We start from the raw sequence: 26,552 nt of genomic DNA on the forward strand, positions 1-26,552 counted from the left end.
GGGTTGCCCGTCGGATTGTTCGATCAAATTTTAAATTACAGTGTATCCGGATCGATGTTTAATTCGCGCAACTTCGCCATCAAGCGATCGCTGCGTTGCCGTTCTGCTTCCAATTGTTCCTCGGTTTTCTGGGCTTTTTCCTCTGCTGCAAAGGCTCGCTGTTCCGCAGTTTTTGCCGCTTCTTCGGGAGTTGGAATTAACTGACCTTCTGAGTCAAAAAATCTCAGTTTCTGTTCATAAACACCCAGAAAAAGTTGTAGCTGTTCACTCCAAAGTAATCCTCGTTCGTTGGGTTGTAGGTTTTGATATTGACCCAATGTTAATCCAAATCCCTTCAACTCCAACGTGTCCGGAGAAAACCAAAAATATTCCGGGGTGCGGAATATATCTTGATAAATTTCTTTTTTGGTGGTGCGGTCTTGATTGGCCGTCGAATCCGACAACAATTCCACAATCACGTTGGGATATTTTCCCCCTTCCTCCCACACCACCCAACTTTTACGGGGTTTGCGTTCTGTGTCCAACACCACGAAGAAATCCGGCCCCCGGAAATTCTCGGTTTTTTGCCGATTCGGACTGTAATAAATCGTCAGATTTCCGGCAGCAAAATAATCGTTTCGGTCTTGCCACAGCCAGTCCAAACATTTCATCAACAGCAATAACTGTTGCAGGTGCAGATAACTTTCCAAGGGCGGCTCCTTACTTTCTAAATCTCCGGGGGGAGTTTCGATGTCTTCCCACTCGGTTTCATTTTGGAGTATTTCTAAATCTGGGGCGATCGCCATAATATCCTCCCGTGCGATATCCTATAGTTTGACATACGCTTCCGCGATAAAGCGGTCTTTTTCGGCCTCCGTAATACCGGATTTCGAGTGCCCGGCGCTTGGGGGAGGGGAAACTCATCCCGCAGGATTCCCCACGATCGCACATTTGTGTATTACAATTGTATTCTTAATGTTTCACGTCACGACCGTCATTCAGTCATGGCTACCTTTCGGGATATCTGCAACTACTTCCGACAGTATCATTCGCTGTCGCTGTTCAGTATCGGCGCGTCGAGCGCGTTTGAACTGATCGATCTCGTCGTCCCCTACGCGATCGGACAAATTTTAAACGTCCTGTCGGGTCGGGGGGCGGATCGGTTGATACAGGAACAAATCAGCGCGATCGCATCCCTCACCGGACTGCCGGACGACCAACAAACCGCTTTAATTGTATTACTCGGTTTGATCTTCGTCGTCACCGTCATTAAGGCGCCCGTGCAGCCCTGGTTGGGGTCGTGGTTTCACTGGTTTATCCCCCTCAAAGCTCGGCGGGATCAGCACCGCAACGCCATCCAAAAAATCCTCACCCTCCCCCTGGAATTTTACGACGAAAACAACCCCGGGCGCATTGCCAGCCGCGTCTCCAAAGGGGTCGCCAACCACACCTGGACTTACCCCGAAGTCGCGGGTCAGTTGATTCCCAAATTGGTGCGAGTTTTCGGTATTTTTATCGTGATTTTGTTGATCCAGTGGCAGATCGGTTTGTTCTTTATCGCGTCTTTTTTGTTTGTCCTTTCATTCACCATTAAAAAGCTCAAACACCTGACCGATTTAGAAGCAGCTCTCGATCGCCATCAAGAAAATACCGAGAGTCGCAACTCTGAAATCATCACCAACATCAAAACCGTCAAATCCTTTGCCACGGAAGAGCGGGAGTTGAAACGGCAAGCCACCCGCCTGAATCGGGAATTGCAAGTGGTCATCCACCGCATTCACAAGGGTTATGTTTACCTGCTTACCTATCAAAATACGGTGGTTCAATTTTGTCTGTTTGCCGTCTTGGGATTTACCTTGGCGGCGACAGCAGGCGGTAAAATTTCTTTGGGTTATTTTGTCACCCTGTACACCCTGGCGAGTATGGCCTATTCTGAACTGACTCCCATCAGCAATTTGGCCGAAGTGTTCGCCCGCCGCTACGCTTCGATGCTGCGGTTTCACGAATTCTTGCAGTTGCCGAAGGGCCGGGATGCCGCCGATCCGGAGGCGACAAAATCCGCGCCGGTTTACAACTTTACCGGAAAGGTGGAATTTTCCGATCTCAGCTTCGGTTACATCCCGGAAAAACCCGTTTTGCAGGATATCAATTTGGTCATCGAACCCTGTCAGACGGTGGCATTGGTGGGGCGATCGGGTTCCGGAAAGTCTACTTTGGTGAAGTTACTGTTCCGGTATTTTGAACCGAATCGCGGCCGAATTTTAATTGACGGCGAGGATATCCAATATTTGGATGTGGCGGGATATCGGCGGCGGTTGGCGATCGTCCACCAGGATGTTGATGTGTTCAACGGAACCCTGTTAAATAACCTCACCTACGGCAACCCAAAAGCTACTTTAACGGAGGTTAATGAAGCCTGCCGCATCGCCCGAGCGGATGAGTTTATCGCCCAACTTACTGAAGGATATAATACCGTCGTCGGGGAGCGCGGGGTGAGGCTTTCCGGAGGGCAAAAACAGCGTCTCGGCATCGCCAGGGCACTGCTGGTTAATCCGGATATTTTGATATTTGATGAGGCGACTTCCAGCTTGGATTACGAGTCGGAGCGATCGATCCAACTCGCCATGCACAACATCCTGGGAACTCGCACGACAATCATCATCGCCCACCGCCTCAGCACTATCCGCGAAGCCGATAAAATTGTCGTTTTAGATCGCGGTAAAATTGTGGAAGTCGGCAGCCACGACGAACTCCTGAACCGCCAGGGGATTTATCGGCGTCTGCACGCACTTCAGGAAACTGGAGATGTGATGTGATCGCCCCCAAACCCCCAATTCTGGGGGCTTTTAATGATAAGTGATGAGCCGTTTTATCGCCCCCAAACCTCCAATTCTGGGGGCTTTTAATGGGATAAAAGTCCCCCTTTTTAAGGGGGATTTAGGGGGATCGATTGTATCGCACCGATCGCACATATCGCGATCGCTTCAACAAAAATGAAATTTCGGCAACATTTATTGACAATCGACACCGATCGCAACCCGGAAATTACGGACTTTTATTGACACCGAAAAGCTGGTATAATTGGCAAATCGGGGTCAGGATTAATACTATGGCATCAACACCTTCGCTCAAACAGGCAAGACTCGGCGATCCGGAGGCGATCGCACAAGTTATCCAATATCTGCTTCCGGATCAAAATACTATCGTCCACACCCACTTAAAACAGGACTATCTGGAAATTATTCTTGAATCTCCAACAGTACCCGATCGCACTTCCTCCGTGGATTTTATCTGCCAAGCGATGGGGAAAATCGGAGCTCAATCGATTAAAACTGTTTTGATTCAAGGGCGAGAATTGGGAAAAGTTAATGTCGAGTGGAAAGAGTGTCGCGACTTCACCAAAGAAAGCGAAAAGAAACCATCAAAGTTCTTTCCAAAAATTAACGTTAAATGGCCAGCATGGTTTCCCTATCCCAGTTCTTGGTTGCGGGCGATCGCTCTGTTGTTGTGGCTGGGGATCGTAGTTGAATTTTTTCGATTTTGGGGTGTGGTGACAGGTGAAATAGCCACCGCAATTTCCGAGGATTATAGTTTTTATTTAATGGCTATAGGAGGTGTATTTTTCGGGTCAATATGTGTTTTTGCGTTGATCCATAATCTAATTTTATTTATTTTTAAAAATTCTAAATCAAAAACATGGTGGATTCCGGGTTGGCGAAGTTGGTGGGAAGGAATACTAGCCACCATTGTTTTATTGCTGTCGATCGCGATCGTTTTAATATTGATGATCCCCTTTTTGCCCGGAGATGACTGTTATTATTTCGGCAGTTTTGCAAATTCCTGTTATTACCAATATCGAGATCGGATGGAGGAATGGAATAATACTGCGACGGTCATTTGGCTGATTGCAATCCTTTATTTATATCAAGCAGAATTTTTGATTCGCAAGCATATCCGGGCTAAAAGCGTTATTAAATTCTGCACGATCGCCCTCGTTTCATGTGTCACGATTTCATCTATTTACGCATTTTCTCGACATACCGAATATATCGGAACGGTGATTAGCAGTTTTACCGATCGCACCCCTCCCGTCACCACGGCTGAAACGGTAGAACCGACAAAATCGGAAGCGATCGCACCATCCCAGGAAGAACCGAAACCCATTGAAACAGCAATTTCCGAACCCGAAAAACCGGAACCCGTCATCCCTCCCGATCCTTTCTCAGAAGCCGTCAACAAAGCGACGATCGCATCCAATTTGGCACAAACCGCCGACTCCGAAGAAGACTGGAATATCGTCGCCCAAAATTGGCAAGTCGCGACAGAATTGATGGGGCAAGTTCCCCCCGAAAGTGACAACTATGAAATCGCCCGCGATCGCGTCATTCAGTACCAGAAAAACTTCGATTACAGCCAGAAAATGGCGACAAAAGTATCGGCGATGAATTAGTAATTTTCGATTCAACTCAGTCATTTGATGAAGATCAACAACTTCTCCGTGTTCTCTGTGCCTCTGTGGTGAAATTTCCCAAATGTCCTCATTAATTCCTGTCGTGCCATAACTGACAACCTAAGATAAACTGAGAGTGGCGCTCAAGTTGGGGAGACTCGCGAGGGTGAAAGGGTTTATTTACTGGCTGATGGGCGATAGAGCCGGAAAAGTGACCATATCCGCCTGGAATTGGCTCTGGGGCAGCTCCGAAACCGAGGAAGCGTCCCCGGACTCCCTGGAAGTGGCGGAAGCGTCCCTGCGAACCATGCAGGAAACCGTCAAACAACTGGCTCAGGTGGTTTCCACCCAAATGGAGGTGTACCGGCGGGCGAAACAGCGGTACGAGGGGAAAGTGCGGGAGATGCAGCGACTCGAACAAAAAGCGATCGCCGCCCAACAAAACGGAGACACCGCCGGCGCCCGTTTGGCGGTATCAAATATCATGCAAATTGAGAAAATTTTACCCCAGTTAGAAGAGCGGGTGCGACAGGCGGAAAATTATGTGAATCTGTCCCAAAGCAAACTCAATCAAGAGCGAATGCGACTCGAAACCGCCAAAATGGAGTTAGACAACCTCAAAGATTTGCAGGAGATCAACGAAGCCCTAGCCGCGATCGCCAAAGTTAACGACGAATTCGATATGAACTCGGCGCGATCGCAATTTGAACAGGCAAAAAACGAAGTCGAGATGCGATCGCTCGAACAACAAGCCCTGGCCGAACTCTCTTCAAATTCGGCGGACACCGGAACCCTCGATGGCGATCCGAGCCGTTGGGAAGAAACCGTTTCTCAACGGTTAAAACAACTCGGGGAAAACCGTTAAAATCTCCATTTAAAGTGTAATTTGATCTGGCAATTAAAATCATGGCGAAACGAAGTGGCCCCCCTCCGATTGTCTATATTTTGATTTTCCTCATCCTCGCCGGCGTCGGTTACTGGTTCTTCAGCAAACAGTCCGCCGAGGAAATCCAAGGAAACGCCCCCACACCCCTCGCCCCGGCGCCGCCCCCGCCGCCCCCGCCGCCCGATGCCCTGGTGTTCACGCCGCCCACGTCCGTCCCCGCCGGAACCGCCGTCAGCATCGACGGGTCCACCGCAATGGTGACGATCAATCAAAACCTGAAATCCGGCTTTGAATCCAAGTTTCCGGGAACAACAGTTGACACCCAAGCCACCGGCTCGGACAACGGCATCCAAGCCGTTTTAAGCGGACAGGCGGACCTGGCGGCGATTTCTCGCCCCCTCACCCCCCAGGAACCAAATCAGGGGTTGGTCGCCGTCCCCGTCGCCCTCGACCAAATTGCCCTGGTGGTGTCCGCCGAGAACCCCTACCGGCGGGGGCTGACCTCCGACCAAGTGCGGGGAATTTTCACCGGACAAATTACCAACTGGTCCGAAGTCGGCGGACCCGACGCGCCGATCCGGGTTCTCAACCGTCCCCCCGTCAGCGGCACCCATCAAGTGTTCCAAGAACTGGCCCTCGGCGGTCAAAACTTCGGCAATACCCCCAACATCACCACCCTGCCGCGGGACGAAACCACCGGAATGCTGCGACAGTTGAATCAAGACGGCATCGGCTATGCCACCTACGCCCAGGTGGCGAACCAGCAAACCGTGCGGGTGGTTCCCATCGATGGAGTCACGCCGGAAGCCGCAAATTATCCCTACCAGCGACAACTGTCCTACGTTTACAAAACCCCAGTCACGCCGGAAATTCAGGCATTTTTGGGCTACGTCACCTCTCCCGAGGGACAGCAAGCCCTGCTGGGGGCAAACTGAAGCCTTGCCAGGGTTTCGGGATTAGTGCTATTTCTGATGGGTGCGTCTTCTCCCCGAGGCGGGGCCGTTTCATTCTCGGGTGAAAATAGTCGGGGGAGATGGTTGGAACTGGTGATGTTGGGACCCATCGAGAGTTTTTTTAGGTGAAAAATACCTTTATACTCCGAAAAATTTCCCCTGGGCCCCTGGGCCCCCCAAATGAAATGGCTCTGCTCCCCGGGGGAGCAATTTGCCGCCGGATGCGTCCGATCTGAAAAAACCTGAAACAATTTTTCGATGTATCAAAGATTTGCAATTCCCCTACTCGGTTTATTTCTGAGCGTCAGTTTTGGCTGGCCCGCGTTGGCGGAAACGGTTTTGGAGCGAATCGAGCGGACGGGCGTCCTGCGGGCCGGCGTGCGGACCGATGCCGTCCCCTTCGGTTATCTCGACGACGAGGGCGAGATCGCGGGATATGCCGTCGATCTGATCGAATTGATCCATTCTCAACTCGAAGAAGAACTGAGCCGATCGCTCGAATTGGATTTGACCGTCGTCACCCTCGGCGATCGCTTCGAGGCTGTTCAAAACGGCAACCTGGATCTCGTCTGCGAAGCCGCCAGCGTCACCATCGAACGGGAAGCCAAAGTCGATTTTTCCATTCCCTTTTTTACCACCGGGATTCAGCTCTTGGTCCGGAGTGAAGATCGCGATCGCCTCGATCCCACCCGAGTGTCCGAAACCCAACTCGAACCCGTCACCGCCGGACAAGTCACCGTCGGATTTCTGGAGTCCACCACCACCGACGACGATTTTCGCTCCATCTATCCGGAAGCGACGTGGGAGGCCCTCCCCGACCGGGCCGAAGGCGTCCGCCGCCTGCAAGCCGGAGAACTCGACGGCATCGCCGGCGACGGCATTTTACTACTCGGAGAATTGTGGCGACAGGGACAAGATTTCGACGCCTTCCCGCTGGTCCCCCGACAACCCGTCACCTTTGAAGATTACGGCTGCATCTTGCCCCTCAACAGCCGGGAGTGGGGAAGGGTGGTCAACTCGACCATCACCAGCCCGGAAAATACGGCACTCTGGAATCAATGGTTCGATTCGGAGCGGGGGCGGTTTCCCTATCAGAAATTTAGTTCCAATCCCGAATGAGTGAGAAGGGCACAGGGGCGACCGGAGGCGACCGGAGGCGACCGGAGGCAAATTTATAGTCAGATCCGTACAAATTCCCCAATCATCTGAATATGATTTTGGCTATTAGCTTGGGAATTAATTCCCAAGCGGTGCGGATGTTCCACCCGTTTCTCTTCCTCCGCTTCCCTTACTCCCTCCCCTCCCTCCGCTTCCTCCGCCCCCTTACCCCCTGCGCCCAAAAACCAAACGGGGAACGACCTGGACAGACCGATTCCCCGCTGGCAAATAACAGTATCCTGTAGCTGGACGTGATCGAACTCACTCGACGACGTGGAGCAACCCCCGGCGGAGGCGATCAAAAACTTCGTTAATGCAGTTGTGTTCTTCGTCGCTGAGGCATTCTTTGGATAGGAGCAGATTCATCAATTGTTTTTGATCGTCTCGGGTGATCTGGCGAGACATCAAAATTCGCTCGATGAGAGCATCTAGACTGGTAGAAGGAGGGGAAAACTGCGCCAGCATGGGAACTCAGATAACGCTATACTCCTATTATCTCTCCCCGTTTCCGAAATGACCGTGATGGGACGAGTCCGGGATTGTGATTTGAATCAACTCCCGCCGTGAGAGCGATCGCGATCGCGCGGACGGAGCGGCGAAGCGGGGAAACTGTCGCCCCCGGTTTAACACCTCCTACAGGCTAAAACCATGAAATTTCCAATTCTGACGACGATCGCCCTGTCTGTCGCCCTCCTCCCCTTCGGCCCCGCCCGGGCGGAGGATTTAGAGGCGATCCGGCAACTGCTGTCCACCCAACAATGCCCCAATTGTAATTTGGCCGGCGCCGGTTTGGTACTGGCCGACCTCGCGGGCGCCGACCTGGCCGGGGCCAATTTGGTCGGGGCCAACCTCAGCCGCGCCGACCTGACCGGGGCCAATTTGACCGGGGCCAACTTGACGGGGGCCAGCCTCCACGGCGCCAATTTGACGGGGGCGAACCTCACGGATGCGAACCTAGCAGGGGCGGACTTGCGGGGCGCCTACCTCAGCAACGCGATCGTGGAAAATGCCATGATCAACCAGGCCCAACTGGTGGGGGTGGTGGGACTGCCCGCCAGCGTCGGCAATGCCGAAGATTTCTATCGCCTGGGGGTTCAGGAAGCCCTGGAAGGCAATTATAATAATGCCATCGACTACTACAATCTCGCCCTCGACCTGAAGCCGAATTTAGCCGCCGCCTATTTCGCCCGCAGCATGGCCTTAGCCGACCTCGGCCAACTGCCCCGGGCGATCGCGGATGCGAAATACGCCCAACAACTTTACGCCCGGTTGGGGAGTCCGGAGGGGGAACAGGTAGCCGGCCAACTGGTGGAAGTGCTCGAAATTCGCCAAACCCCCACGGAGGTCGAGGGGGGCAGCGGGGTGTTCATGAGATTCTTTCAGACGGCGGCTCCCCTGCTGTTGCGATTCGTTTTTTAAAATAAAACCGGCCGCACGGGCCGTTTGAGACCGTCAAATTTTATGGAGTTGGGAATGATGGGCGATCGCAAAAAGTCGTCGTTTTGGAATGCTGTAAGCCAAAAGGTGTCCGACCTGCCCAAAAATGTGAGTCGGCAGGCTTCGGAGCTGGGAAAAAACGTCACCGAAAAAGCGACCGAAAACGCCCGAAAAACCGCCTCGGAAATGGGGGACGCGCTCGGACACCGGGCTTCGGAAGCCAGAAAAGCGGCCTACGAAACGGCGGGGGGCACGGTGGAGTCCGCCATCAAGCGGGCACAACATTGGGTGGAAAATATCTACCCGGAAACCGACGAAGAGAGCCCCGCCAGCACCGTCCAAGATTGGAGTAAGGACGAACTCTACCACATTTTTTTGCCCTCCCAACTCGCCACCTTTGGGGGAAATCAACCGGTCACGGTGATGACGGGAAAAAAATACGAGGTCAAAATCCCCCCGCACTGCACCGAAGGCACGAACCTGCGTTTGAAAGGGTGCGGATTGCAGGGAAAAGATGCCTTTTTGATCTTGCACACCCTCCTCAATTCCGCCTACAATATCGACCGCAAAATCAATTCCCTGGTCGTCCAATCTGCCATCCACGATCGCAGCAAAATTCGCTGTTTTGAAGCCTACAATCGCCTGATTTCGGGTTTGGAAACCGACGATCCGGCGGCGCTCAATTTGCTTGACCACCTCGTTTTTTCTTCCCCTTTATATTCGGAAATCGGCCAGCGCTACACCATCGCCACCTACAATTCCCGGTTGGTGGCGATCGAAAATTGCCTGGAATCCACCCTGGCGATCTCCGAACTCGACCCGCCCGAACAGCGGGCGCTCCGCACCACCTATCAATATTGGCGGGCGGGGGAAGTGATTCCCAGCTTCGAGAATTTGACCCGCCTGGATGCGATCGTCCTGACATCGGGCCGACCTATCATACTCAAAAAATATTATTTGCGGACGAGCGCGATCGCCTGGGTGACGGCCGTTGACGCGACAATGATCAACAGGATTTACACCGACCCCGCCATCGCCGAGGAGAACCGACAGGGGTTCCTCTCCACCTACGATCGCCTGCGGCGAGGCCGGGACACCTCCGACCCGGGACTCCTCGAAGCCTTCGACGCCTGGATGACGAAGGCGGAACTTCCCGAGGTGTGCCGGTCGATCTGCCGACTGCTGCGGGAGCGACCCCTCGAGTTCGAGGACGAATTTGACGGGGAAGATTGGCACGAATCCTGGGAGGCGATCGCGGCGGTCAAAGCCTCCGTCCTGGAGACTCACCCCGATGTCATTCCCGACACCGTCCCCGAGCGGGTGGAAGTCCGGCCCGGCGCCCTGGCTGAGTCCGCCTACGAAACCGTCTCCCGGGGGGGGCTCGGCCTGTTGTCCGGGATGCACGAAATCGGCGGGGTCAACGCCTTCCTCGAAACGGCGGCCCGGGTGGCTGTCGCCCGGGTGGCCGAACTCTCCCCCGCCGAAAAGCTGCGGTCGGGCATCGCCCACCCCGACCGGGACAGGGCGATCGCGGCGGATGCCCCGACATCGCGCCCGACCCGGGGTCAGACGTGGCAGGCGGTGGGCTCCCTCGGCAGTCCGGAAAACCACCCGTTCAGAGTCTCCTCGGGTGTCGCAGCCTACCGGAGTCTGATGGCGGAGTTGGACGGGGTGGACGCCCTGCGTCGCCGCCCGGACGGACACCCCGAACCGACGACGTTGAATTCCCGGTTGGACCTGCGGCAGTTGTTCAAACACCAGAAAAACAGACAGCAAACCCTCAAGGCCCTGGAAACTCAAATGTATTCCTAGGCACAATTGAGGGGGACCGCCATCACCGAGAGATATCATGCAACTGCGTTCCGACCCATCCACCGCCACCAAAATTCGCCGCATGAAACAGCGCGTGCGGTGGCAAGAACCGGCGATCGCCCGGCACAATATCGACCAAACCCGCCTGGTTTTCGGGGAGGCAGACCCGGATGAGTCCGAATTTTCCTTTCTGGCGATCGGCGACAGCGGCACGGGCTACCACCGCGGCCACCGCCCCCAGCGCCAGATCGCGGAACTGCTCCTGAAACACCGCCCCGACTGTCAATTTCTGCTGCACACCGGCGATGTGGTCTATCAGGTCGGGTCGAGCGAGTATTATTACCCCAACTTCATCAAACCCTACCGGGAGTTTCTGGTCGGGGGCGACAACCCCAAGGCGATCGCCTACGACCGCATGACCTTCGACTTCCCGATCCTGCCCGTCCCGGGAAATCACGACTATTATGACCTGCCCTTTCTCTACCAGTTCGTCGCCCCCTTCGTCGGCACCATCCGCCACCTGTTGCGATCGCAGGTGGATTTCGACATCGGCCGCCACGGCTCCTTCCAAGGCCAAGCCTACGCCCGGGCCTTTCTGGACTGTCTGGAACTGTACCGCGACGCCGAATTGAGGGAACACCTCGACCGCCACTATCGGGGGAAAGTCGGCAACAGCCGCTGCCTGCGCTACGAAATCGGGCTCTTCACCCGCCTGCCCAACCGCTACTACCAATTCCGCCGGGGCGGCATCGATTTTTTCGCCCTCGACTCCAACACGTTCAACGACCCGGTACCCCTCCCCAACACCCCGGAAGGCCGCGCCCGCCGGCGAGAACTCATCGACCGCCTCAATCAGGTCGAACGGGAAAAACAACAGTTCACCGAAGCGATCGCCCGCCTCAACCCGGACAGTCCCGAAGATCGCGACCACCTCGACGATCTCAACGCTAAATTGGAACAAATCGACGAAATTAAGCTCGACATCGAAAAAAATCTCCACGTCAATTCCAAATCCGTCATCGATTTCGAGCAACTCGGATGGCTGGAACGGGGATTGATCGAGTCCTGGAATACCTCGCAGGTGCGGGGGCGGGTGCTGTATTTCCACCATCCCCCCTACGTCACCGAAGCCACCAAGTGGAATCAGGCCCAAACCCTGGCGGTCCGCCACCGCCTGCGGGCGGTGTTGAATGCGGTCGCCGAGGCGATCGGCGATCGCAACGGAAGCCGTCCGGTGGTGGATCTGGTCCTCAACGGCCACGCCCACTGTCTGGAACACCTGTACACCCGCGATACCGGTTCGGCTGACTCCCACATCCACTGGATCGTCTGCGGGGGGAGCGGTTACAGCCTGCGCCGCCAGCGCCCCGAGGGGCCGGAACTCGAAGAGGCGATCGCGGGAAATGAGCGCCGGGTGGTGGCCGAATCCCGCCGATTTGTGGGGCGATCGGGCCACGGCAAGCACAAGCGCCGCCCCTATTCGGGGTTGCGGATCGATGTCCAATCCGGATGTCCCCCCAAGTTTTTGATTTACCCTCTGGTGGCCGAACGCATCCGGGGAGAGTGGCACTTTCCCGAGTCCGAGCCGTTTGTGGTGGGGGGGTGATATGATGTCCGCTCAAATCTAGTGCTGCGCCCAGGGAACAGGGAGTCGGGAGTCGGGAGTCGGGAGTCGGGAGTCGGGATAGGTTAACCCTCGCACCCGATCCCGTCGCCGTCCCGGTCGAACCGGTGGGGGTCGCCTCCCCTGACCGGGAAGTTGCGGTGGGGAATGTCACCGCAGTCCAAATCGGGGGAGTTCGGGGGGATGCAGAGACTTGGATAGGACGGGTCGCACCGATTCCGGGCGGGTGGGACACTCGCCGGACAATCGCCGTGGCGGAATTGTTCGGGGGGGCACTTCGGCTGGCTCCAGAAGCCGATTCGACTGGCTTTCGCCCGTTCTTCGGCCCTCAACAGGGCTTCCCGGCTGTCGGGGCACTTGTGCAGATAGCGGCGGTAGACGATCGCCCGCCCCTCCTCGACCAATTTCACGTTCACGTTGATGCCATTGCTGAACACCACCGCCACCAACCGCCCGTAGCGATCGCGATCGACCGGAATAATGGTCAAGGACGCCCCCGGCGGGGCGAGTTGCGCCAGCCTGCGGGTGGCTTCGGAACCCCCGGTCTGGCCGGATTCCGGCGCGTCGATGCAGGCCAGCCGGATCGTCGTATCGCGTCCCCCGGCATTGACGGTGAGGGTGTCGCCGTCGCCGATTCTCGCCACCGTGGCGACCATCTGGGCGGCGGCGAGGAGGGGGATGAGGGGGGCGGCAAGAAGGAATGGGTTCATATGGCGTGGCGCGTGGGTGTAGGGTGTAGGGTGTAGGGTGTAGGGAGAGAAAAGAAGTGAGAATTGAGAAATTCTGATCCTTCCTCACTTCTCACTCCCCGCTCCGATACCTTCGCCTACAGGGTTTCAAGGTCAGTCCTCCTCACCCGACTCTCAACACGCGAGCGATCATTGCTCGATCTCCAATTTTGGCAGTTCTAGCGGTCGCCCGAACAGTTGGGACATCACAAAATTCCCAGATTTCCGAAGGGTGGGAAGTTGACCGAAAGCGGATGGCTATCAAATTCCCGATCGCCGACTGCCGACTCCCGGGGCGATCGCATCCGTTTTCAGCTCCGATCCCGATGCACTGCAAAACTGGATATAATGCTAAACTGAACACCTATTTCAGTTTTCGATTGATTTGGATGCTCTCGCCCAATTGAGATGGCACAGCGCTATCGTGTATGAATTGTTAATGTCCGGAAAGTTGTCAGTGAATCGGCCGATCTGTAACATCTCTCAAGACTCAAAATCTCCAGTTCTCGATCGCTCTCCAGTCTTTCATCCCCAGTCTCTATGCCTTTGACACTCCTGGTTGTTGACGATGATTTGGGGACTCGCCTCTCGATTAGTGATTATCTGGAAATGTCGGGTTATCTGGTCATTTCCGCCGAAAATGGTCAGGAAGCCCTGAAGTTGGTGGAGAAGCACCAACCTCACCTGATTGTAACGGATATCGCCATGCCCGAGATGGATGGCTTCGAGCTAGTCAAGCAGGTGCGGTCCCAGCCGGCTTTCCGCCTGCTGCCGGTGATTTTTTTGACCGCCCATACCAGCACCCAAGAGCGAATTCGGGGCTATCAATTGGGGTGCGACAACTACCTCCCCAAGCCGTTTGAACTCGAAGAGTTGGGGGTGGTGATCCGATCGCTATTGGAGCGATCGCAGTTGATCGAGGCGGAGTGGAGAACCCGGCTTTCCGACCCGGGCCAGACCAACGCGAGTCCGACGGAAAACCGACACAATTCTGCGACGTTACCCGCCGTCACCATCCACCTGACGGAGCGGGAACAGCAGGTTTTGGATTTACTCGCCGAGGGCCTCTCGAACGCGAAAATTGGGGATTCTCTCCACCTCAGTTCCCGCACCGTCGAAAAGTACGTCAGCAGCCTGCTGAGAAAAACCGAGAGCAACAACCGCGCCGAACTGCTGCGGTTCGCGATCGAAAACGATTTGGTCAATTGACAATTAATAATATTAATCATGATTAATTGACAATCGACTCGGTGGGGGAGGGTCTAAAACTGCAAAACCTCGATTGTCGGGGGGGCGTTCTGGTCAATTGACAATTAAAATTGATAATTAACAATTAATAATGATTAATTGACAATCGAACGGTGTATCGACCCGGTGGGGGGAGGGTCTAAAACTGCAAAACCTCTATCCTCGGGGGGTGATGATTGTCAATTGACAATGATCAATCATCAATTATCAATTATCAATTAATTTCCTGTTGGCGGACGACGAATTCCAGGAGGCCTTCGCAGGCGTCGAGGAGCAGGTCGATCACGCGGTCGAACCCTTCCGGACCGCCGTAGTAGGGGTCGGGAACTTCCCGGAGGGTGTGGTGGCGGCAGAAGTCGCACATGAGTTTGACGCGATCGCGGTATTTTCCGGGGCGGTCGAGGTAGAGTATTTGCTGGTAATTGTCGCGGTCCATCGCCAAAATCAGGTCGAAGGCTTCAAAATCCTCCGGCATGAACTGGCGGGCTTGTCCTTTGAGGAAAATTCCCCGCTTTTTAGCCGCCTGGGTCATGCGGGGGTCGGGGGGGGAGCCGATGTGGTAGCTGGAGGTGCCGGCGGAATCGCAGACGATGCGATCGCCGAGGTCGGCCTTTTCGACCAGGTAATTCATGATATTTTCTGCCGAGGGCGACCGGCAGATGTTGCCGAGGCAGACGAATAGCAGCCGATAGGGTCTGGGTTTCACAGTCAGTTAGGGTCGAGTTCTGAAAATTATAGCGCTGTGCACTGGGGTGTAGCCCTTCGACTCCGCTCAGGGCAACGGGTGTAGGGATGGGAAATTCCCGGGTCATCAGGATTTCAAGGTTTTTCCCCCTGGACGAAACTGTAAACAGACGAGCGCTCGTCGCTATAACCGAAATATCTCGAGTGCGGTTCTCGGAAGTCGGGCATCGGGGGAAGCGGTTGGGGCTGCGGCGGTATCAAAAAGCGATCGCGAAAATCGCCCCGGCGTACATAGCCGTTCGAGTTCCGGTGTCCGCCCGAATCCGATCGCGGCGCAGCAGAAGGATTCTCCCCAACTTGGGGCGCTCGAAGTTAGGGAGATGTGCCAAAATCTATGGCGCTCGGCAGTCAACTTCGGGCCGTCAGCTTTCGCTTCGGAGTCCGTGAACGGGAGGTTTTGGGATGTTCAAGAGTCCCGACCGGGCGGGCGACTGCCACCTGTTTGTTTAGATTCCCGGCAAGTTCAGTCCTCCGGTCAACTCCTCCATGCGCTCCCGCATGGTGGTGGTGGAATTGTTGTAGGCATCCTTCATCGCCGCCAGGACGAGGTCGGACACCACGTCCGGCTCCTCGCCCAGAGCGTCCGGGGAGATTTCCACGCGGCGGGGTTCTTGGTTGCCGCTCAGATAGACCTTGACCAAACCGCCGCCGGCTTCTCCCAAAATTTCGAGTTCGTCCAACTCTTCCTGAAGCTTTTTGGCTCCCTCCTGGACCTGCTGCGCTTTTTTAAACGCATCGGCGAGTTCCTTCATTTTGCCGAGGCCGAAGCCGCCACCAAATCCTTTTCCTTGTGTCATAACTAATTTCCGTCGCGCTTAGAACACTCTGAGACTGTCGTGACATCTTCCCGGCGTTGACCCGGCGGGTCTGACGCGGGCTTCTGGGCCCAAACGGCGTGGGTTTGGGTTTCGCAGTTTAGAGTGAGGCGATGTCCGACCCCACTGTTGACATTGATCTTATCAGGAGTTGAACGCGGGTCGGTTTTGACTTCTCGTTCGCTTTCCGCTGCCGCCCCCGCGATCGGGTAATTCTTTGGGGTCGGACATTTTGTCGGGCGAGAATCGCCAACCTTGCCACTCTCGGCACTCCCAAGTGCATCGGGACTTCGATTCTACCGCCGGTCGGTTTCATTGTCTCCCCCCGACCGAGGGGTTGGCGAGTCAAAACCCGCCCCACCCTTTGTATTTTAGAGTAGCTCGATCCTAGGAGGCTCGAAACTCCCCCAAAATTTTGACTTCCGGTTCGAGCCGGAAGGACCACCGATGTTCCACCCGTTCTTGGACGTGGTGGATGAGTTGGAAAATATCGCTGGCCGTCGCCCCGCCGCAGTTCAAGATAAAGTTGGCGTGGCGTTCAGCGACCTGGGCCCGACCGATCTGATAACCCTTCAAACCCGTCTGCTCGATCAGCCACCCGGCGGCTTTCGGGCCAGGGTTGCGGAAGACGCTGCCGCAACTGGGGAGGTGGTAGGGTTGGGACATCCGGCGGCGGCGGAAATGTTCGGCCGTTTCGGCCATGACCCGACCCGGGTCGGCGCCGGGCTGCAACTGAAATGTGGCTTGGGTGACGAGGCGATCGCCCCCCTGCAAGTTGGAGGTGCGGTAGCGGTAATCGAGCTGGTCGGGGGTCAACACGTTCAACTTTCCGGCGCGGTCGAGGACGTTGGCGCCGACCAAAATATCCGCCGTGCAGGCGGTGTGGGCGCCGGCGTTCATCACGACCGCCCCCCCCACGGTTCCCGGGATGCCCACGGCCCATTCCAGACCCCGCCAGCCCATGCGAGCTGCCTTCCAGGCCAGCCGGGGCAAAGATGTCCCCGAACCCACCGTCAGCCGTCCGGTTTCCCGGTCGAAGTGGATCTGTCGCAGGTGGCGGGTGCCGATCACCAATCCCCGCAGCCCGCGATCGCTCACCAACAAATTCGAGCCGCCCCCCAACAAAGTGACGGGCAGGGCTTCAGAATTAGCCCATTCCAAACAGGCCCGCAACTGATCCAGGGAGCGGGGTGCCGCGTACCACTCCGCCGGACCGCCGACCCGAAACGACGTCAACGAAGCCAGGGAAACCCGAGACTGAATCAGACAGTCATTGCCCAACAGGGCGATGCAGCGATTCTCCTTCGGAGAGGATTGGCGAACGGGTTGCCCATTCACTTGACCTGGAGAGCCAGAGGAAACAGTCATGACCATAATCGAATACTTATTTAATTAGAAATGCCTGGAATTGAGTCAGCACATCGAGAGATCGAATCCCGTCACGCACATTCGGTCGGATGAGCCTCGGACTGGCCATCGGAGTCTTGAAAAAATGCCATGACTTCTGGAATGACTCGGTTGAGGTTGCCGGCGCCGAGAAACAATACCAAATCCCCCGGTTTCAGGAGTTCCCGCAGCCGGATTGTGACCGCCTCCAAGGTGGGCTGATAATCGACGCGGGGATGGTGGCGGGCGATGCGGTCGGCCAGTTGCTGGCCGTCGATCGCCCCGGAATCGGGTTCGCCGGCGCTGTAAATGTCCGTGAGGAGCACCAGGTCGGCGTCGCCGAAACACTCGGCAAACTCTTCGAGAAAAGCCCGGGTGCGGCTGTACCGGTGGGGTTGGAAAACCGCGATCACCCGTTTGATCGCGGCGGTGGGGTGCACGGAGGTGAGAGCTGTCGGGGGCGGGGGTTGCATCCGCAGGCGGGCGGCGGCCAAGGTGACGCGAATTTCGCTGGGGTGGTGGGCGTAGTCGTCCACAAATTGGATGCCGCCGCAATGACCCCGGTATTCAAACCGGCGCTTGGCTCCCTGGAATCGGGCCACCGCGTCGGCGATGGTGGAAAACTCCAAGCCGAGTAACCGCCCCACGGCCACGGCGGCCAGGGCGTTGCTGAGGTTGTGGCGTCCGAGCAGTTGCAATCGGAGCCGGCCCAAAGGTCGCCCGCCCTCGAACACCCGAGCGACGATGCCATCTGGGTGATATTCAACCTCATCGGCGGTGTAGTCCGCATCCGACTGGGGGTTGAGGCTGTAGCTCACTGACGGCCGGATGCGATCGCGGACGGTTTCGCAGTCGATGCAGCCGACGACGGTTTCGCACTGGCCGGCGAAGACTTGAAAAGTAGAGACGACTTGATCTAGGGTTTGGTAGTGGTCGGGGTGATCGAGTTCGATGTTTGTCACCACCCCGATCCGGGCGGCCAGTTTCACCAGGGAGCCGTCGGACTCGTCGGCTTCGGCGACCATGTAGGGACCGCGCCCCATGCGGGCGTTCCCTTCCCAAGCATTCACTTCCCCCCCGATCAAAATGGTCGGATCCAAACCCGCCTCCAGGAGCAGGAACGCGATCAGGCTGCTCGTCGTCGTCTTTCCGTGGGTGCCGGCGACCGCGATACTTTGGTAGTCCCGGATCAAGGCGGCCAGCAAGTCGGAGCGATGAAAGATCGGGCATCCCAATTGGAGGGCGGCTTGATATTCGGCGTTCTGGGGATGGATGGCCGTCGAACAGATCACCTGCGGCAGTTGGAACCCGGAAAACGATGGCCCTTTCCCGTTTGACCCGTCCGATGTCGGCGTCCCCGTCCCCCCATCTCCCCATCCCTCCCCCGGCGGGGATTCGGGACTCACGGCCGGGGCGGTCGCGCCGCTCCGATGCGACATCGTGCCGTTGCCATTGGGAGACCGAAAAATGTCAAAGTTGCTGGCATCTTGACTCCAAAAAATGTGGGCTCCCATCCCTTGCAAACGCCGAGTTATGTGGCTGGTTTGAAGGTCCGAGCCGAAAATGGGCAACTGGCGTTTCGCCAAAATGTAGGCGAGGGCTGACATTCCAATTCCACCGATCCCGATGAAATGAAACGGCCTGCCATTAAATTCAACAGTATTAGGCATCAATTGCTCCTCAACACACCACACCACGCCCGTAACAGGCGATTATCATATCAAGAATTGTCCGTTGCCGGACACTCATCAGTGGGCTCTCTCCAGAATGCATTCTAGGCGATCGATCCTCTTCGGTCAGAATTGAACGCTTTACGTAGTTGTATACTATATACCTGCAATAAGCGTAAATCACCGGATCGCATCCCGGGAAACCGGGGGTTCCGATGTCCGGCGACCGCCGTCGGAGAGGGGCGCGATCGCGGACGCCAGATGGAGTCGGCGGCCCCCGGTGGGTCCCCTTCTCCGATCGCGATCCCCCGACGATCCCCGGCGTTTTCGGCTCCGTCCCCCCCCATCCGACCCAGGACCCCCCGGAAAAGCGACTGGGGAGATGGGGGCCTGGGGGATTGTTGTCGGTGCCCCCTGACCCTTCCCGACTCCCCACCCGACGCCCGACACCCGAATTCCCGTCCGCGATCGCAAAAAACTCCAAGATTGAATACTGAAACGTAAGAAGAGGTCAGCCTTTACGGTATGATTGGGGTCAATAGGAACTCATTTTGAGAAGGCGTGAGCCTGAGTTGGGCGATGCCATCGTTAGGAGGAACAAGGTGATTAAAGTCGCAATCAACGGTTTTGGACGGATCGGACGCAATTTTATGCGCTGTTGGCTGACCCGAGGAGACAACACGAACCTCGACGTGGTCGCTATCAATGATACCTCGGACCCTAAAACGAATGCTCATCTGCTGAGGTACGACTCCATGTTGGGTACGTTGGAGGGCGTGGACATCAAAGCCGATGAAAATTCTCTGACGGTCAACGGCAAAACGATCAAGTGCGTATCCGATCGCAATCCACTCAATTTACCGTGGAGCGAATGGGGCATCGACTTGATTATTGAAGCGACGGGTGTCTTCGTCACCGAAGAAGGAGCCTCGAAGCACCTGTCGGCGGGGGCGAAAAAGGTACTGATCACGGCTCCGGGCAAGGGCGGTAACATCGGGACCTATGTGATGGGTGTCAACGACCACGCCTACGATCCCAACGCTCACAACGTCGTCAGCAACGCCAGTTGTACCACCAACTGTCTGGCTCCGGTGGTGAAAGTGATCCACGAAAAGTTCGGGATCATCAAAGGGACGATGACCACCACCCACAGCTACACCGGCGACCAACGCCTGCTGGATGCCAGCCACCGCGATGTCCGACGGGCGCGGGCCGCGGCTCTCAATATTGTGCCGACGTCCACCGGTGCGGCTAAGGCTGTCGCCCTGGTGATCCCGGATCTGAAAGGCAAGCTCAACGGAATTGCAATGCGAGTTCCGACTCCCAATGTCTCCGTGGTGGACTTTGTTGCCCAGGTTGAGAAGAAAACCTTCGCCGAAGAAGTCAACCAAGTGCTCAAAGAAGCTGCCGAAGGGCCGATGAAGGGCATCCTGGAATACAGCGACCTGCCCCTGGTTTCCTGCGACTATCGGGGACACGATGCCTCTTCCATCGTCGATGCCAGCCTGACAATGGTGATGGACGGCGATTTGGTCAAGGTGATCGCCTGGTATGACAACGAGTGGGGCTACAGCCAGCGGGTCGTCGATTTGGCGGAACTGGTCGCGAAGCACTGGTAAGACGGGATAACTGAACCGAAAAATTGGGGGATGTGACGGGGGAAAGGGAAGAAAATTGCTTTCACTCTTTTTTCCCGTGCCATCTTGCCCCGGGGGGTTTCAAAAATGCTGAAAGCCTTCGCTGAGGGTGAGGGGAGTTTCAATTTCCGATTCTCCCTCGCCTGTCAATATAATGTCGGGTTCGGCCGTCGTCATCCCGACGACGATCGCGCCCGCTTTTAATTCTGCGACCAACTGCTGGCCCGGGGCGGGCGGCAAAAATAACACCAATTCAAAATCCTCGCCGCCGTAGAGCGTCCACTTCATCGCCTGCTGCGACGAAACCAGCTTTTTCAACGCATCGGAGGTGGGCAGATGGCGGGTGTCGATTCTGGCCCCCACCCCGCAGGCTTGGGCGACTTGCACGATCGCGTCCGCCAGTCCGTCGCTGCTATCCATCCCGGCGACAATTAAATTCGGATCGGCTTCCCACAACTTCTCCAGGACGGGTAAAACATCCAATCGCGGCCGGGGATACTGGTGGGCAAAGATCAGCGATCGCCGTTCGGGTTCCGATAGGGACTCCCCTACATCCGAATTCAACAGCAATTCCAGCCCCCCCCGGGAATCTCCGTGCACCCCGGTGGCGATGATCATCCACCCCGGTTTCGCCCCCGTCCGCCGGATGACGCGATCGGGAGAAACCGCCCCGAAGGCCGTAATCGATACGGAGTTGACGGGGGACCGGCAGAGGTCGCCGCCCACGATGGGAGTCCGAAACCGATCCAGACAGTCCGCCATCCCCCGATAAAATCCCTCCACCCAGGCGACGGGCGTTTCTCCGGTTATCCCCAGGGCGGCGGTAATTCCCAAGGGCGATGCCCCCATCGCGGCTAGATCCGAGAGGTTGGCCGCCACCGCCCGCCACCCCGCCGCCTCCGGGGGGGTCGTGCGATCGCTGAAATGGCACCCCTCCACCAACATATCCGTCGTCACGACCAGGGCGCGATCGGCCGGACAATCGACCACCGCCGCATCGTCCCCCACCACGTCGGGGGGACAATATTTTTTGACGATTTTTAATAAACCTTGTTCGCCAATATCTCGAACGTACATTTGGGGGAAATTTTAGATGGTCGGGGCGCGACGGCTTGCGCCCTAATTTAAGCTCGCTTTTTCCTGTCCCGATGCCTCACCGCCACTTTTTTGTACTGTTCGATCGGGAGGGGTTGACGGGGAGGGGCGATCGCTGATAAACTATTGACATAAAGATTATAATCGGGTGGGTAAAAAAATAAAATTTTTGCAACTATTCCCATTATCTAAAATAATAGCGGAAGTCAAGCAAAAAAGCAACCCCCCCGGCAAAAAAAGGCGAAATTTTTAACATTTCTTTATTTTTTTTGAAATAATTAATTCCCCGTAGCCGGCGTTCGGTCGGTGCCGATAGAATTGGGGGAGATTGTGGTAGAATATCGAATCAATTCGTTATCGTCGATCGCGCCGATGTGAACAAACGACGAACCGGACGACATCGGAGAATTTTCGGGTTGCTGCTGGTGGCGATCGCGTTAATTTTGTGCCTGCTATCCAACCCCGCCACCGGCATTGACGTGGAATCGGTTGTCATTCCCCGAGACTCGGGACAGAACCTTTTCGCCCGCATTTACACCCCCACCGGACAACCGGCGCCCCACGGCGTGATGATATGGTGTCACGGGGTAAATAATAGCAAACAGATGATGGCGCCTTTGGCGGTGGAATTCGCCCGCCACGGAGTCGCCGCGATCGCATTTGATTTCGGGGGTTACGGGGAATCCTACCCGCTGAAAGTGGGGGAAAAATCCATCGAAAATTTGGATAAAAACACCCTCGCCGACGCCCGGACGGTTCTCGATTATATCCGCCGTCAACCGGGACGCTTTGATCGCGATCGCATCGGTATTTTGGGGCATTCTATGGGGGGAACCACCGCCCTGCAATTAGCGACTCAAGTCCGCAATTGCGATCGACGATAGTGTTGGGAATGGCGGGAAATGCCGCCCCCACTTCCCCCGCCAATTTATTCCTCGGCGCGGGAGTCTACGAACAGATCAACCCCCCAAAGACGTGCGGGAAACGCTGCGGAAAGCGACCGATAATCCCGACCCGCCCTGTATTAATAATAATAGTACAACTTGCGGTAATTGGCAAGAGGGAACGGCGCGAAAATTGGTGATTTCCGGAAGCGCCGATCATTTGATTGCCCCCTTCGATCCGCAATTGATGCGATCGCTGATTCGGTGGACTCAGCAAAGTCTCGATCTCCCGGAAATCGAAAAACCGTTTGTCGTCCATCGCTTCATTATCGGTTCATTTCTGATGTTCGGCGGGGGCATTTTCTTCGCCGTTTGCGTCTTCCTCCAACCCTACGAAAAGCCCTTTCCGCCGATGGCGCACCACCTCTGGCGGCGGTGCGTGGCGGGGCTGTTGGGACTGCTGATGACGGCGATTTGGGGGTTGGGAAGGACGGGGCCAGCTCCCGCGATCGGGGCCGGCAATATGCTATTATTTACTGCGGTATTGCTATCGGTGGGAAATTACGCCCTCAGCGACCCCCAGCGCTTCTCCAGGCGGGTGTGGGTGGGGGGTTTGTACGGGTGTGTTATCCTGGCGGCGGTGTTTCTGCCGACGCTGTTATGTGGCGTCAGAGAAATTGCGATCGCGCCCCGATACCTCCTGCAACTGCCTCAATTTCTCCTCCAGTAGCCGATTTTTTGCCTCTATAATTACACCCCAACCCTGAAACTATTTTTATTTCCGTCCCACACCCTAGAATTGCGGGTGAGTTGGCTATTTTTGGTGTGGGTTTGGATCGAGTTAATCGGGCTGGGGACTGTTGGGGTTGGCGTGCAAAATGCGATCGCCTGGGGTGTGAAAAAGTTGCGGCGTCCGTTGGTATTTCGGCGGGTTGAGGGAATTTCTGGCAAACAGGCGGGACTGTTGGGATTATTGCTATTTTTGTTAACAATAGTGTGGTCTTGGCGGGTGGCGGATGGGTTGGTGTCGGTGGTTTTCAATCAGGGTGGATTGGTGGCGCGGATGTTCGGACAGTTTTTGGTTCTCCCGATTGGGTTTATTATTGTTGTGGCGCGTTCCAAATGGTTTCAGAAATTGGAGAAATGGGCGGCGAGGGATATTGTCGGCGCGTTCCCAACCGTCACCGACCGACTTGACCGGTGAAAGATGAGTGGGAACGCACCCAACACTGCCATATAATTGGCTTGAAACCCTCGCATTTAATCGTAATGACCGCCGACGCAAATATGTAAATATATCGGTCATCGAATTTATAAATCAGCCGATCTTTTTGGGAGAGTCGTCGCGACCACAATCCGGAAAGCTGATGTTTGAGCGGTTCTGGCTTGCCCGTGCCTTTGGCGGGATCGCCTCGTAACATTTCCTTGAGAAGCCGACACAAAACGCGATGCTGTTTGGCATCTTTTTGTCTGAGGGCTTCATACACCAACCATGTATCCCCTTCAAACACCAAGGATCTCATCAGTTTCCTCACTTGAAGGTTGGTAGCCCTGGCTATTGCGATGGGTGTCAAAAGAGCGGGCGATCTGTTGCATCAAGTCGGTGTTTTGCAGGACGTAGAGGGTTTCTTGGATTTCTTCCCAATCCTCGACACCGATGACGATGAAGTCGGAACCGCTTTGCCCCGTAACTTTCAGGGGGTCGTGTCGATTGATGACGCGATCGATGCAATCTTGGAGGTTGTCGCGAAATTGCTTGAGGCTGATGCTATCCATCGGAGTTTTACGGGGAATTTCGTTTGACATTTTAACTCAGTATAGCAATGAGCGATCGCGATCGTAAATCCTGGAAAAAGGACTCGCCACCGACGTCCCCAATTCTGGGGGCTTTGAGCGGATCGAATTTTTACCTGTCATTTCACACGGCTATAGATAATTTGTGGAGATATCGATCTATTTTATATCGATCGCGGATAAAATAAGAGGAAAAAGATGTCAGTTGAACCGATGGAAATAATTGTGATTGGCGGCGGGGCGGCGGGTTTTTTTGGTGCGATCGCCTGTCGGGAAACTTACCCCCACACCCATGTTACCCTATTGGAAGCCGGAAAAACTCCCCTGGCGAAAGTCCGCATTTCCGGGGGGGGACGCTGCAATGTGACTCACGCCTGTTTCGATGCGGTTCAGTTTGTCCGCAATTATCCCCGGGGTGGAAAGGCGTTGCGGGGGGCGTTCAGTCGGTTTCAGGCTAAGGATACGGTGGACTGGTTTACCCGCCGGGGGGTGAGGCTAAAAACCGAGGCGGACGGGCGAATGTTCCCGACAACGGACGACTCGGAAACGATTATTAATTGTTTGATGAATGCGGCGAAAACTGCGGGGGTGAATTTGCGAACTCGGGCGGCTGCGGCGGCTGTCAAAAAATTGGATAACGGGTTTGAGGTGTCGCTGCGGACGGGGGAAGTTTTGAGGTGCGATCGCCTTTTATTTGCCACCGGAAGCAGTCCGGCGGGGTATCGCTGGGCGGCGGATTTGGGACATAAAATTATTCCTCCCGTCCCCTCTTTATTTACGTTCAATATTGCCGACAAACCCCTGCGAGAGTTGGCGGGGGTGTCGGTGGAAACGGTGAATTTGCAGCTTCCGGGGGCGAAATTATCCCAAACCGGGCCGTTGTTGATTACCCACTGGGGAATGAGTGGCCCTGCGGTGTTGAAGTTGTCGGCGTGGGGGGCGAGGTTTTTGCAGGAGTGTCGCTATCAAACCCCCTTGATTGTCGATTGGTTGCCGTCGTCGAATATGGAAAAATTGCGGGATCTGTTATCGGAGACGAAAGGGAAATTTCCGAAGCGATCGCTCTTTTCTCACTCCCCGGTAAATTTACCCCGTCGCCTCTGGCAATATCTGATTTTGCGGTTGGAAATTGACGAGAAAAAACGCTGGGCGGAATTGTCGAAAAAGGAGTTAAATCGATTAACGGAAGAATTGAAGCGGGGGCGATATCAAATCAACGGAAAAGGAGTCTTTAAGGAAGAGTTCGTCACCTGCGGCGGCGTGAGTCTGAAAGATGTGGATTTTAAGACGATGGAAAGTCGCCGCTGTCCGGGGTTGTATTTCGCCGGGGAAATCCTCGATATCGACGGGGTGACGGGGGGATTTAACTTTCAAAATGCCTGGACGACGGGATGGCTGGCGGGGAAGGGAATGGGAAATATGTTTGAAAATTAAAAATCCCCCTAAATCCCCCTTGGTAAGGGGGACTTTGACAACTTACGATGATATACTGTTATCGTGGGTTATCATCAATTGTAAAGTTTTCGACTTATCGGCAATGTCATTACAAGAAGAAATCGACAAAACAAGACGAGAAATAAAGACGGACAGTTACTCAATGTCTATCGGCGAGTTGATCAGCCTATATGAGGAAGGCGATCTCGAAATCAACCAAAATTCACTTGCTTTTAAATGGTCAAATCAACGCAAGTCAGCATTTATAGAATCGATCCTCATGGGGATACCAATATCGGCAATTTTGGTCAATCAAAGACATGATGGTATTTGGGAGGTGATTGATGGTTTGCAAAGACTATCAGCAATTTATGAATTTTTGGGCATTCTAAAAATTGAAAATTCCCATCAATACGAATCTTTTACGATGTTGCAAGACACGATATATTTGCCTTCATTGAACGGGAAAAAGTGGAATGATGAGAATGACCCGGAAAATTCTTTGACTCCAACACAGCGTTTGCTTATAAAACGGGCTAAAATAGCTGTTAATATAATTTTGGCGGACAATGAAAAAATGATTTATGAACTATTTCGACGACTCAATTCTTCTTAATTCCCATTTGAAATCGTAATACAGCAATTTAGAAAGTCCCCCTTTTCAAGGGGGATTTAGGGGGATCATCCGGATCTCATTGGATCGAAAACCGCTCTATCCAGATCCATTTTTTTAACCGTATTAAAGGAAATGGTGGGTTACGGCGCGGATGGAAAGTTGTGGGTTTTTCCGAAAAATTACTGCCGCGCCTAACCCACCC

General features: G+C 55.1%; 26 protein-coding genes. 15 read left to right on the top strand and 11 right to left on the bottom strand.

Annotated features, from left to right (window positions below; all coding sequences use genetic code 11):
• Nucleotides 1-35: 35 nt before the first annotated feature.
• Nucleotides 36-785 (bottom strand): Uma2 family endonuclease, encoded by a 750-nt coding sequence (locus tag AC0QHF_RS25420; RefSeq protein ID WP_324707062.1) that lies wholly within the window; start codon nucleotides 783-785, stop codon nucleotides 36-38.
• A gap of 198 nt (nucleotides 786-983) precedes the next feature.
• On the opposite strand from AC0QHF_RS25420, the gene AC0QHF_RS25425 reads away from it, so the two are divergent.
• From AC0QHF_RS25425 to AC0QHF_RS25445, 5 genes are all read left to right on the top strand, one after another.
• Complete coding sequence (locus AC0QHF_RS25425; protein WP_324707063.1) at nucleotides 984-2,795, top strand: ABC transporter ATP-binding protein; 1,812 nt, start codon at nucleotides 984-986, stop codon at nucleotides 2,793-2,795.
• Between the two features lie 293 nt (nucleotides 2,796-3,088).
• On the top strand, nucleotides 3,089-4,429 hold the full coding sequence (locus tag AC0QHF_RS25430) for a TDT family transporter (protein ID WP_324707064.1): 1,341 nt from the start codon (nucleotides 3,089-3,091) through the stop codon (nucleotides 4,427-4,429).
• Nucleotides 4,430-4,595: 166 nt separating this feature from the next.
• Nucleotides 4,596-5,294, top strand: a complete 699-nt coding sequence (locus AC0QHF_RS25435; protein WP_324707065.1) for a PspA/IM30 family protein — start codon at nucleotides 4,596-4,598, stop codon at nucleotides 5,292-5,294.
• A 41-nt stretch (nucleotides 5,295-5,335) separates the two neighbouring features.
• The gene (locus tag AC0QHF_RS25440; protein WP_324707066.1) at nucleotides 5,336-6,250 is read left to right on the top strand and encodes a phosphate ABC transporter substrate-binding protein; all 915 of its coding nucleotides are present in this window, start codon (nucleotides 5,336-5,338) and stop codon (nucleotides 6,248-6,250) included.
• A gap of 276 nt (nucleotides 6,251-6,526) precedes the next feature.
• Entirely contained in the window at nucleotides 6,527-7,387 is an 861-nt protein-coding gene (locus tag AC0QHF_RS25445) for an amino acid ABC transporter substrate-binding protein (RefSeq protein ID WP_324707067.1), read from the top strand.
• A 300-nt stretch (nucleotides 7,388-7,687) separates the two neighbouring features.
• Here AC0QHF_RS25445 and AC0QHF_RS25450 read toward each other — a convergent pair whose 3' ends face one another.
• Entirely contained in the window at nucleotides 7,688-7,891 is a 204-nt protein-coding gene (locus tag AC0QHF_RS25450; RefSeq protein ID WP_324707068.1) for a hypothetical protein, read from the bottom strand.
• A gap of 183 nt (nucleotides 7,892-8,074) precedes the next feature.
• Between AC0QHF_RS25450 and AC0QHF_RS25455 the strand changes: the two genes are divergently transcribed.
• From AC0QHF_RS25455 to AC0QHF_RS25465, 3 genes are read left to right on the top strand one after another with little or no spacing between them, the layout of a single operon-like run.
• Nucleotides 8,075-8,845 (top strand): pentapeptide repeat-containing protein, encoded by a 771-nt coding sequence (locus AC0QHF_RS25455; RefSeq protein ID WP_324707069.1) that lies wholly within the window; start codon nucleotides 8,075-8,077, stop codon nucleotides 8,843-8,845.
• A gap of 42 nt (nucleotides 8,846-8,887) precedes the next feature.
• Complete coding sequence (locus tag AC0QHF_RS25460) at nucleotides 8,888-10,675, top strand: hypothetical protein (RefSeq protein ID WP_324707070.1); 1,788 nt, start codon at nucleotides 8,888-8,890, stop codon at nucleotides 10,673-10,675.
• Between the two features lie 37 nt (nucleotides 10,676-10,712).
• Entirely contained in the window at nucleotides 10,713-12,281 is a 1,569-nt protein-coding gene (locus AC0QHF_RS25465) for a metallophosphoesterase family protein (protein ID WP_324707071.1), read from the top strand.
• An 83-nt stretch (nucleotides 12,282-12,364) separates the two neighbouring features.
• Here the strand turns inward: AC0QHF_RS25465 and AC0QHF_RS25470 are convergent, their stop codons facing one another.
• Nucleotides 12,365-13,009, bottom strand: coding sequence for a thermonuclease family protein (locus AC0QHF_RS25470; RefSeq protein ID WP_324707072.1), 645 nt, complete (start codon nucleotides 13,007-13,009; stop codon nucleotides 12,365-12,367).
• Nucleotides 13,010-13,567: 558 nt separating this feature from the next.
• On the opposite strand from AC0QHF_RS25470, the gene AC0QHF_RS25475 reads away from it, so the two are divergent.
• Complete coding sequence (locus tag AC0QHF_RS25475) at nucleotides 13,568-14,236, top strand: response regulator transcription factor (protein WP_324707073.1); 669 nt, start codon at nucleotides 13,568-13,570, stop codon at nucleotides 14,234-14,236.
• Between the two features lie 253 nt (nucleotides 14,237-14,489).
• Here AC0QHF_RS25475 and AC0QHF_RS25480 read toward each other — a convergent pair whose 3' ends face one another.
• From AC0QHF_RS25480 to murC, 5 genes are all read right to left on the bottom strand, one after another.
• Nucleotides 14,490-14,981: a low molecular weight protein-tyrosine-phosphatase gene (locus AC0QHF_RS25480; RefSeq protein WP_324707074.1), complete on the bottom strand. Its 492-nt coding sequence runs from the start codon at nucleotides 14,979-14,981 to the stop codon at nucleotides 14,490-14,492.
• 235 nt (nucleotides 14,982-15,216) lie between these two features.
• Nucleotides 15,217-15,348, bottom strand: a complete 132-nt coding sequence (locus tag AC0QHF_RS25485) for a hypothetical protein (protein ID WP_324707075.1) — start codon at nucleotides 15,346-15,348, stop codon at nucleotides 15,217-15,219.
• A 117-nt stretch (nucleotides 15,349-15,465) separates the two neighbouring features.
• Nucleotides 15,466-15,816: a YbaB/EbfC family nucleoid-associated protein gene (locus AC0QHF_RS25490; protein ID WP_324707076.1), complete on the bottom strand. Its 351-nt coding sequence runs from the start codon at nucleotides 15,814-15,816 to the stop codon at nucleotides 15,466-15,468.
• 405 nt (nucleotides 15,817-16,221) lie between these two features.
• Nucleotides 16,222-17,208, bottom strand: a complete 987-nt coding sequence (gene murB / locus AC0QHF_RS25495) for a UDP-N-acetylmuramate dehydrogenase (protein WP_324707077.1) — start codon at nucleotides 17,206-17,208, stop codon at nucleotides 16,222-16,224.
• Between the two features lie 65 nt (nucleotides 17,209-17,273).
• Nucleotides 17,274-18,890 carry a UDP-N-acetylmuramate--L-alanine ligase gene (murC, locus tag AC0QHF_RS25500; protein ID WP_324707078.1) on the bottom strand — a complete coding sequence of 539 codons (1,617 nt, stop codon included), beginning with the start codon at nucleotides 18,888-18,890 and terminating at the stop codon, nucleotides 17,274-17,276.
• 602 nt (nucleotides 18,891-19,492) lie between these two features.
• Here murC and AC0QHF_RS25505 point away from each other — a divergent pair.
• Nucleotides 19,493-20,509 (top strand): type I glyceraldehyde-3-phosphate dehydrogenase, encoded by a 1,017-nt coding sequence (locus AC0QHF_RS25505; RefSeq protein WP_324707079.1) that lies wholly within the window; start codon nucleotides 19,493-19,495, stop codon nucleotides 20,507-20,509.
• A 99-nt stretch (nucleotides 20,510-20,608) separates the two neighbouring features.
• Here the strand turns inward: AC0QHF_RS25505 and thiL are convergent, their stop codons facing one another.
• The gene (gene thiL, locus AC0QHF_RS25510) at nucleotides 20,609-21,604 is read right to left on the bottom strand and encodes a thiamine-phosphate kinase (RefSeq protein ID WP_324707080.1); all 996 of its coding nucleotides are present in this window, start codon (nucleotides 21,602-21,604) and stop codon (nucleotides 20,609-20,611) included.
• A 392-nt stretch (nucleotides 21,605-21,996) separates the two neighbouring features.
• Between thiL and AC0QHF_RS25515 the strand changes: the two genes are divergently transcribed.
• The 3 genes from AC0QHF_RS25515 (at nucleotide 21,997) to AC0QHF_RS25525 (ending at nucleotide 23,710) form a co-directional block, all read left to right on the top strand.
• Nucleotides 21,997-22,506 (top strand): alpha/beta hydrolase, encoded by a 510-nt coding sequence (locus AC0QHF_RS25515; protein ID WP_324707081.1) that lies wholly within the window; start codon nucleotides 21,997-21,999, stop codon nucleotides 22,504-22,506.
• Between the two features lie 91 nt (nucleotides 22,507-22,597).
• Nucleotides 22,598-23,236 (top strand): hypothetical protein, encoded by a 639-nt coding sequence (locus tag AC0QHF_RS25520; protein WP_324707082.1) that lies wholly within the window; start codon nucleotides 22,598-22,600, stop codon nucleotides 23,234-23,236.
• A 75-nt stretch (nucleotides 23,237-23,311) separates the two neighbouring features.
• Nucleotides 23,312-23,710 (top strand): hypothetical protein, encoded by a 399-nt coding sequence (locus AC0QHF_RS25525; protein WP_324707083.1) that lies wholly within the window; start codon nucleotides 23,312-23,314, stop codon nucleotides 23,708-23,710.
• On the opposite strand, the gene AC0QHF_RS25530 is transcribed toward AC0QHF_RS25525, so the two are convergent.
• Both AC0QHF_RS25530 and AC0QHF_RS25535 read right to left on the bottom strand, forming a co-directional pair.
• Nucleotides 23,688-24,029: a Txe/YoeB family addiction module toxin gene (locus AC0QHF_RS25530; protein WP_324707084.1), complete on the bottom strand. Its 342-nt coding sequence runs from the start codon at nucleotides 24,027-24,029 to the stop codon at nucleotides 23,688-23,690. The genes AC0QHF_RS25525 and AC0QHF_RS25530 overlap by 23 nt on opposite strands.
• Entirely contained in the window at nucleotides 24,010-24,312 is a 303-nt protein-coding gene (locus AC0QHF_RS25535) for a type II toxin-antitoxin system Phd/YefM family antitoxin (RefSeq protein WP_324707085.1), read from the bottom strand. The genes AC0QHF_RS25530 and AC0QHF_RS25535 overlap by 20 nt, the downstream gene beginning before the upstream one ends.
• 186 nt (nucleotides 24,313-24,498) lie before the next feature.
• Here AC0QHF_RS25535 and AC0QHF_RS25540 point away from each other — a divergent pair, with 186 nt between their 5' ends.
• Complete coding sequence (locus AC0QHF_RS25540) at nucleotides 24,499-25,734, top strand: BaiN/RdsA family NAD(P)/FAD-dependent oxidoreductase (RefSeq protein WP_324707086.1); 1,236 nt, start codon at nucleotides 24,499-24,501, stop codon at nucleotides 25,732-25,734.
• A gap of 103 nt (nucleotides 25,735-25,837) precedes the next feature.
• Nucleotides 25,838-26,350 (top strand): DUF262 domain-containing protein, encoded by a 513-nt coding sequence (locus AC0QHF_RS25545; RefSeq protein WP_324707087.1) that lies wholly within the window; start codon nucleotides 25,838-25,840, stop codon nucleotides 26,348-26,350.
• The last annotated feature ends 202 nt before the right edge of the window (nucleotides 26,351-26,552 follow it).

Source organism: Lyngbya sp. CCY1209, assembly GCF_055795065.1.

Bases quoted from the DNA above. Each gene is read 5' to 3' on its own strand.
- AC0QHF_RS25420 (WP_324707062.1), bottom strand. From the start codon at position 785: ATGGCGATCGCCCCAGATTTAGAAATACTCCAAAATGAAACCGAGTGG.
- AC0QHF_RS25425 (WP_324707063.1), top strand. From the start codon at position 984: ATGGCTACCTTTCGGGATATCTGCAACTACTTCCGACAGTATCATTCG.
- AC0QHF_RS25430 (WP_324707064.1), top strand. From the start codon at position 3,089: ATGGCATCAACACCTTCGCTCAAACAGGCAAGACTCGGCGATCCGGAG.
- AC0QHF_RS25440 (WP_324707066.1), top strand. From the start codon at position 5,336: ATGGCGAAACGAAGTGGCCCCCCTCCGATTGTCTATATTTTGATTTTC.
- AC0QHF_RS25445 (WP_324707067.1), top strand. From the start codon at position 6,527: ATGTATCAAAGATTTGCAATTCCCCTACTCGGTTTATTTCTGAGCGTC.
- AC0QHF_RS25450 (WP_324707068.1), bottom strand. From the start codon at position 7,891: ATGCTGGCGCAGTTTTCCCCTCCTTCTACCAGTCTAGATGCTCTCATC.
- AC0QHF_RS25455 (WP_324707069.1), top strand. From the start codon at position 8,075: ATGAAATTTCCAATTCTGACGACGATCGCCCTGTCTGTCGCCCTCCTC.
- AC0QHF_RS25460 (WP_324707070.1), top strand. From the start codon at position 8,888: ATGGAGTTGGGAATGATGGGCGATCGCAAAAAGTCGTCGTTTTGGAAT.
- AC0QHF_RS25465 (WP_324707071.1), top strand. From the start codon at position 10,713: ATGCAACTGCGTTCCGACCCATCCACCGCCACCAAAATTCGCCGCATG.
- AC0QHF_RS25470 (WP_324707072.1), bottom strand. From the start codon at position 13,009: ATGAACCCATTCCTTCTTGCCGCCCCCCTCATCCCCCTCCTCGCCGCC.
- AC0QHF_RS25475 (WP_324707073.1), top strand. From the start codon at position 13,568: ATGCCTTTGACACTCCTGGTTGTTGACGATGATTTGGGGACTCGCCTC.
- AC0QHF_RS25490 (WP_324707076.1), bottom strand. From the start codon at position 15,816: ATGACACAAGGAAAAGGATTTGGTGGCGGCTTCGGCCTCGGCAAAATG.
- murB (WP_324707077.1), bottom strand. From the start codon at position 17,208: ATGGTCATGACTGTTTCCTCTGGCTCTCCAGGTCAAGTGAATGGGCAA.
- murC (WP_324707078.1), bottom strand. From the start codon at position 18,890: ATGCCTAATACTGTTGAATTTAATGGCAGGCCGTTTCATTTCATCGGG.
- thiL (WP_324707080.1), bottom strand. From the start codon at position 21,604: ATGTACGTTCGAGATATTGGCGAACAAGGTTTATTAAAAATCGTCAAA.
- AC0QHF_RS25530 (WP_324707084.1), bottom strand. From the start codon at position 24,029: ATGAGATCCTTGGTGTTTGAAGGGGATACATGGTTGGTGTATGAAGCC.
- AC0QHF_RS25535 (WP_324707085.1), bottom strand. From the start codon at position 24,312: ATGTCAAACGAAATTCCCCGTAAAACTCCGATGGATAGCATCAGCCTC.
- AC0QHF_RS25540 (WP_324707086.1), top strand. From the start codon at position 24,499: ATGTCAGTTGAACCGATGGAAATAATTGTGATTGGCGGCGGGGCGGCG.
- AC0QHF_RS25545 (WP_324707087.1), top strand. From the start codon at position 25,838: ATGTCATTACAAGAAGAAATCGACAAAACAAGACGAGAAATAAAGACG.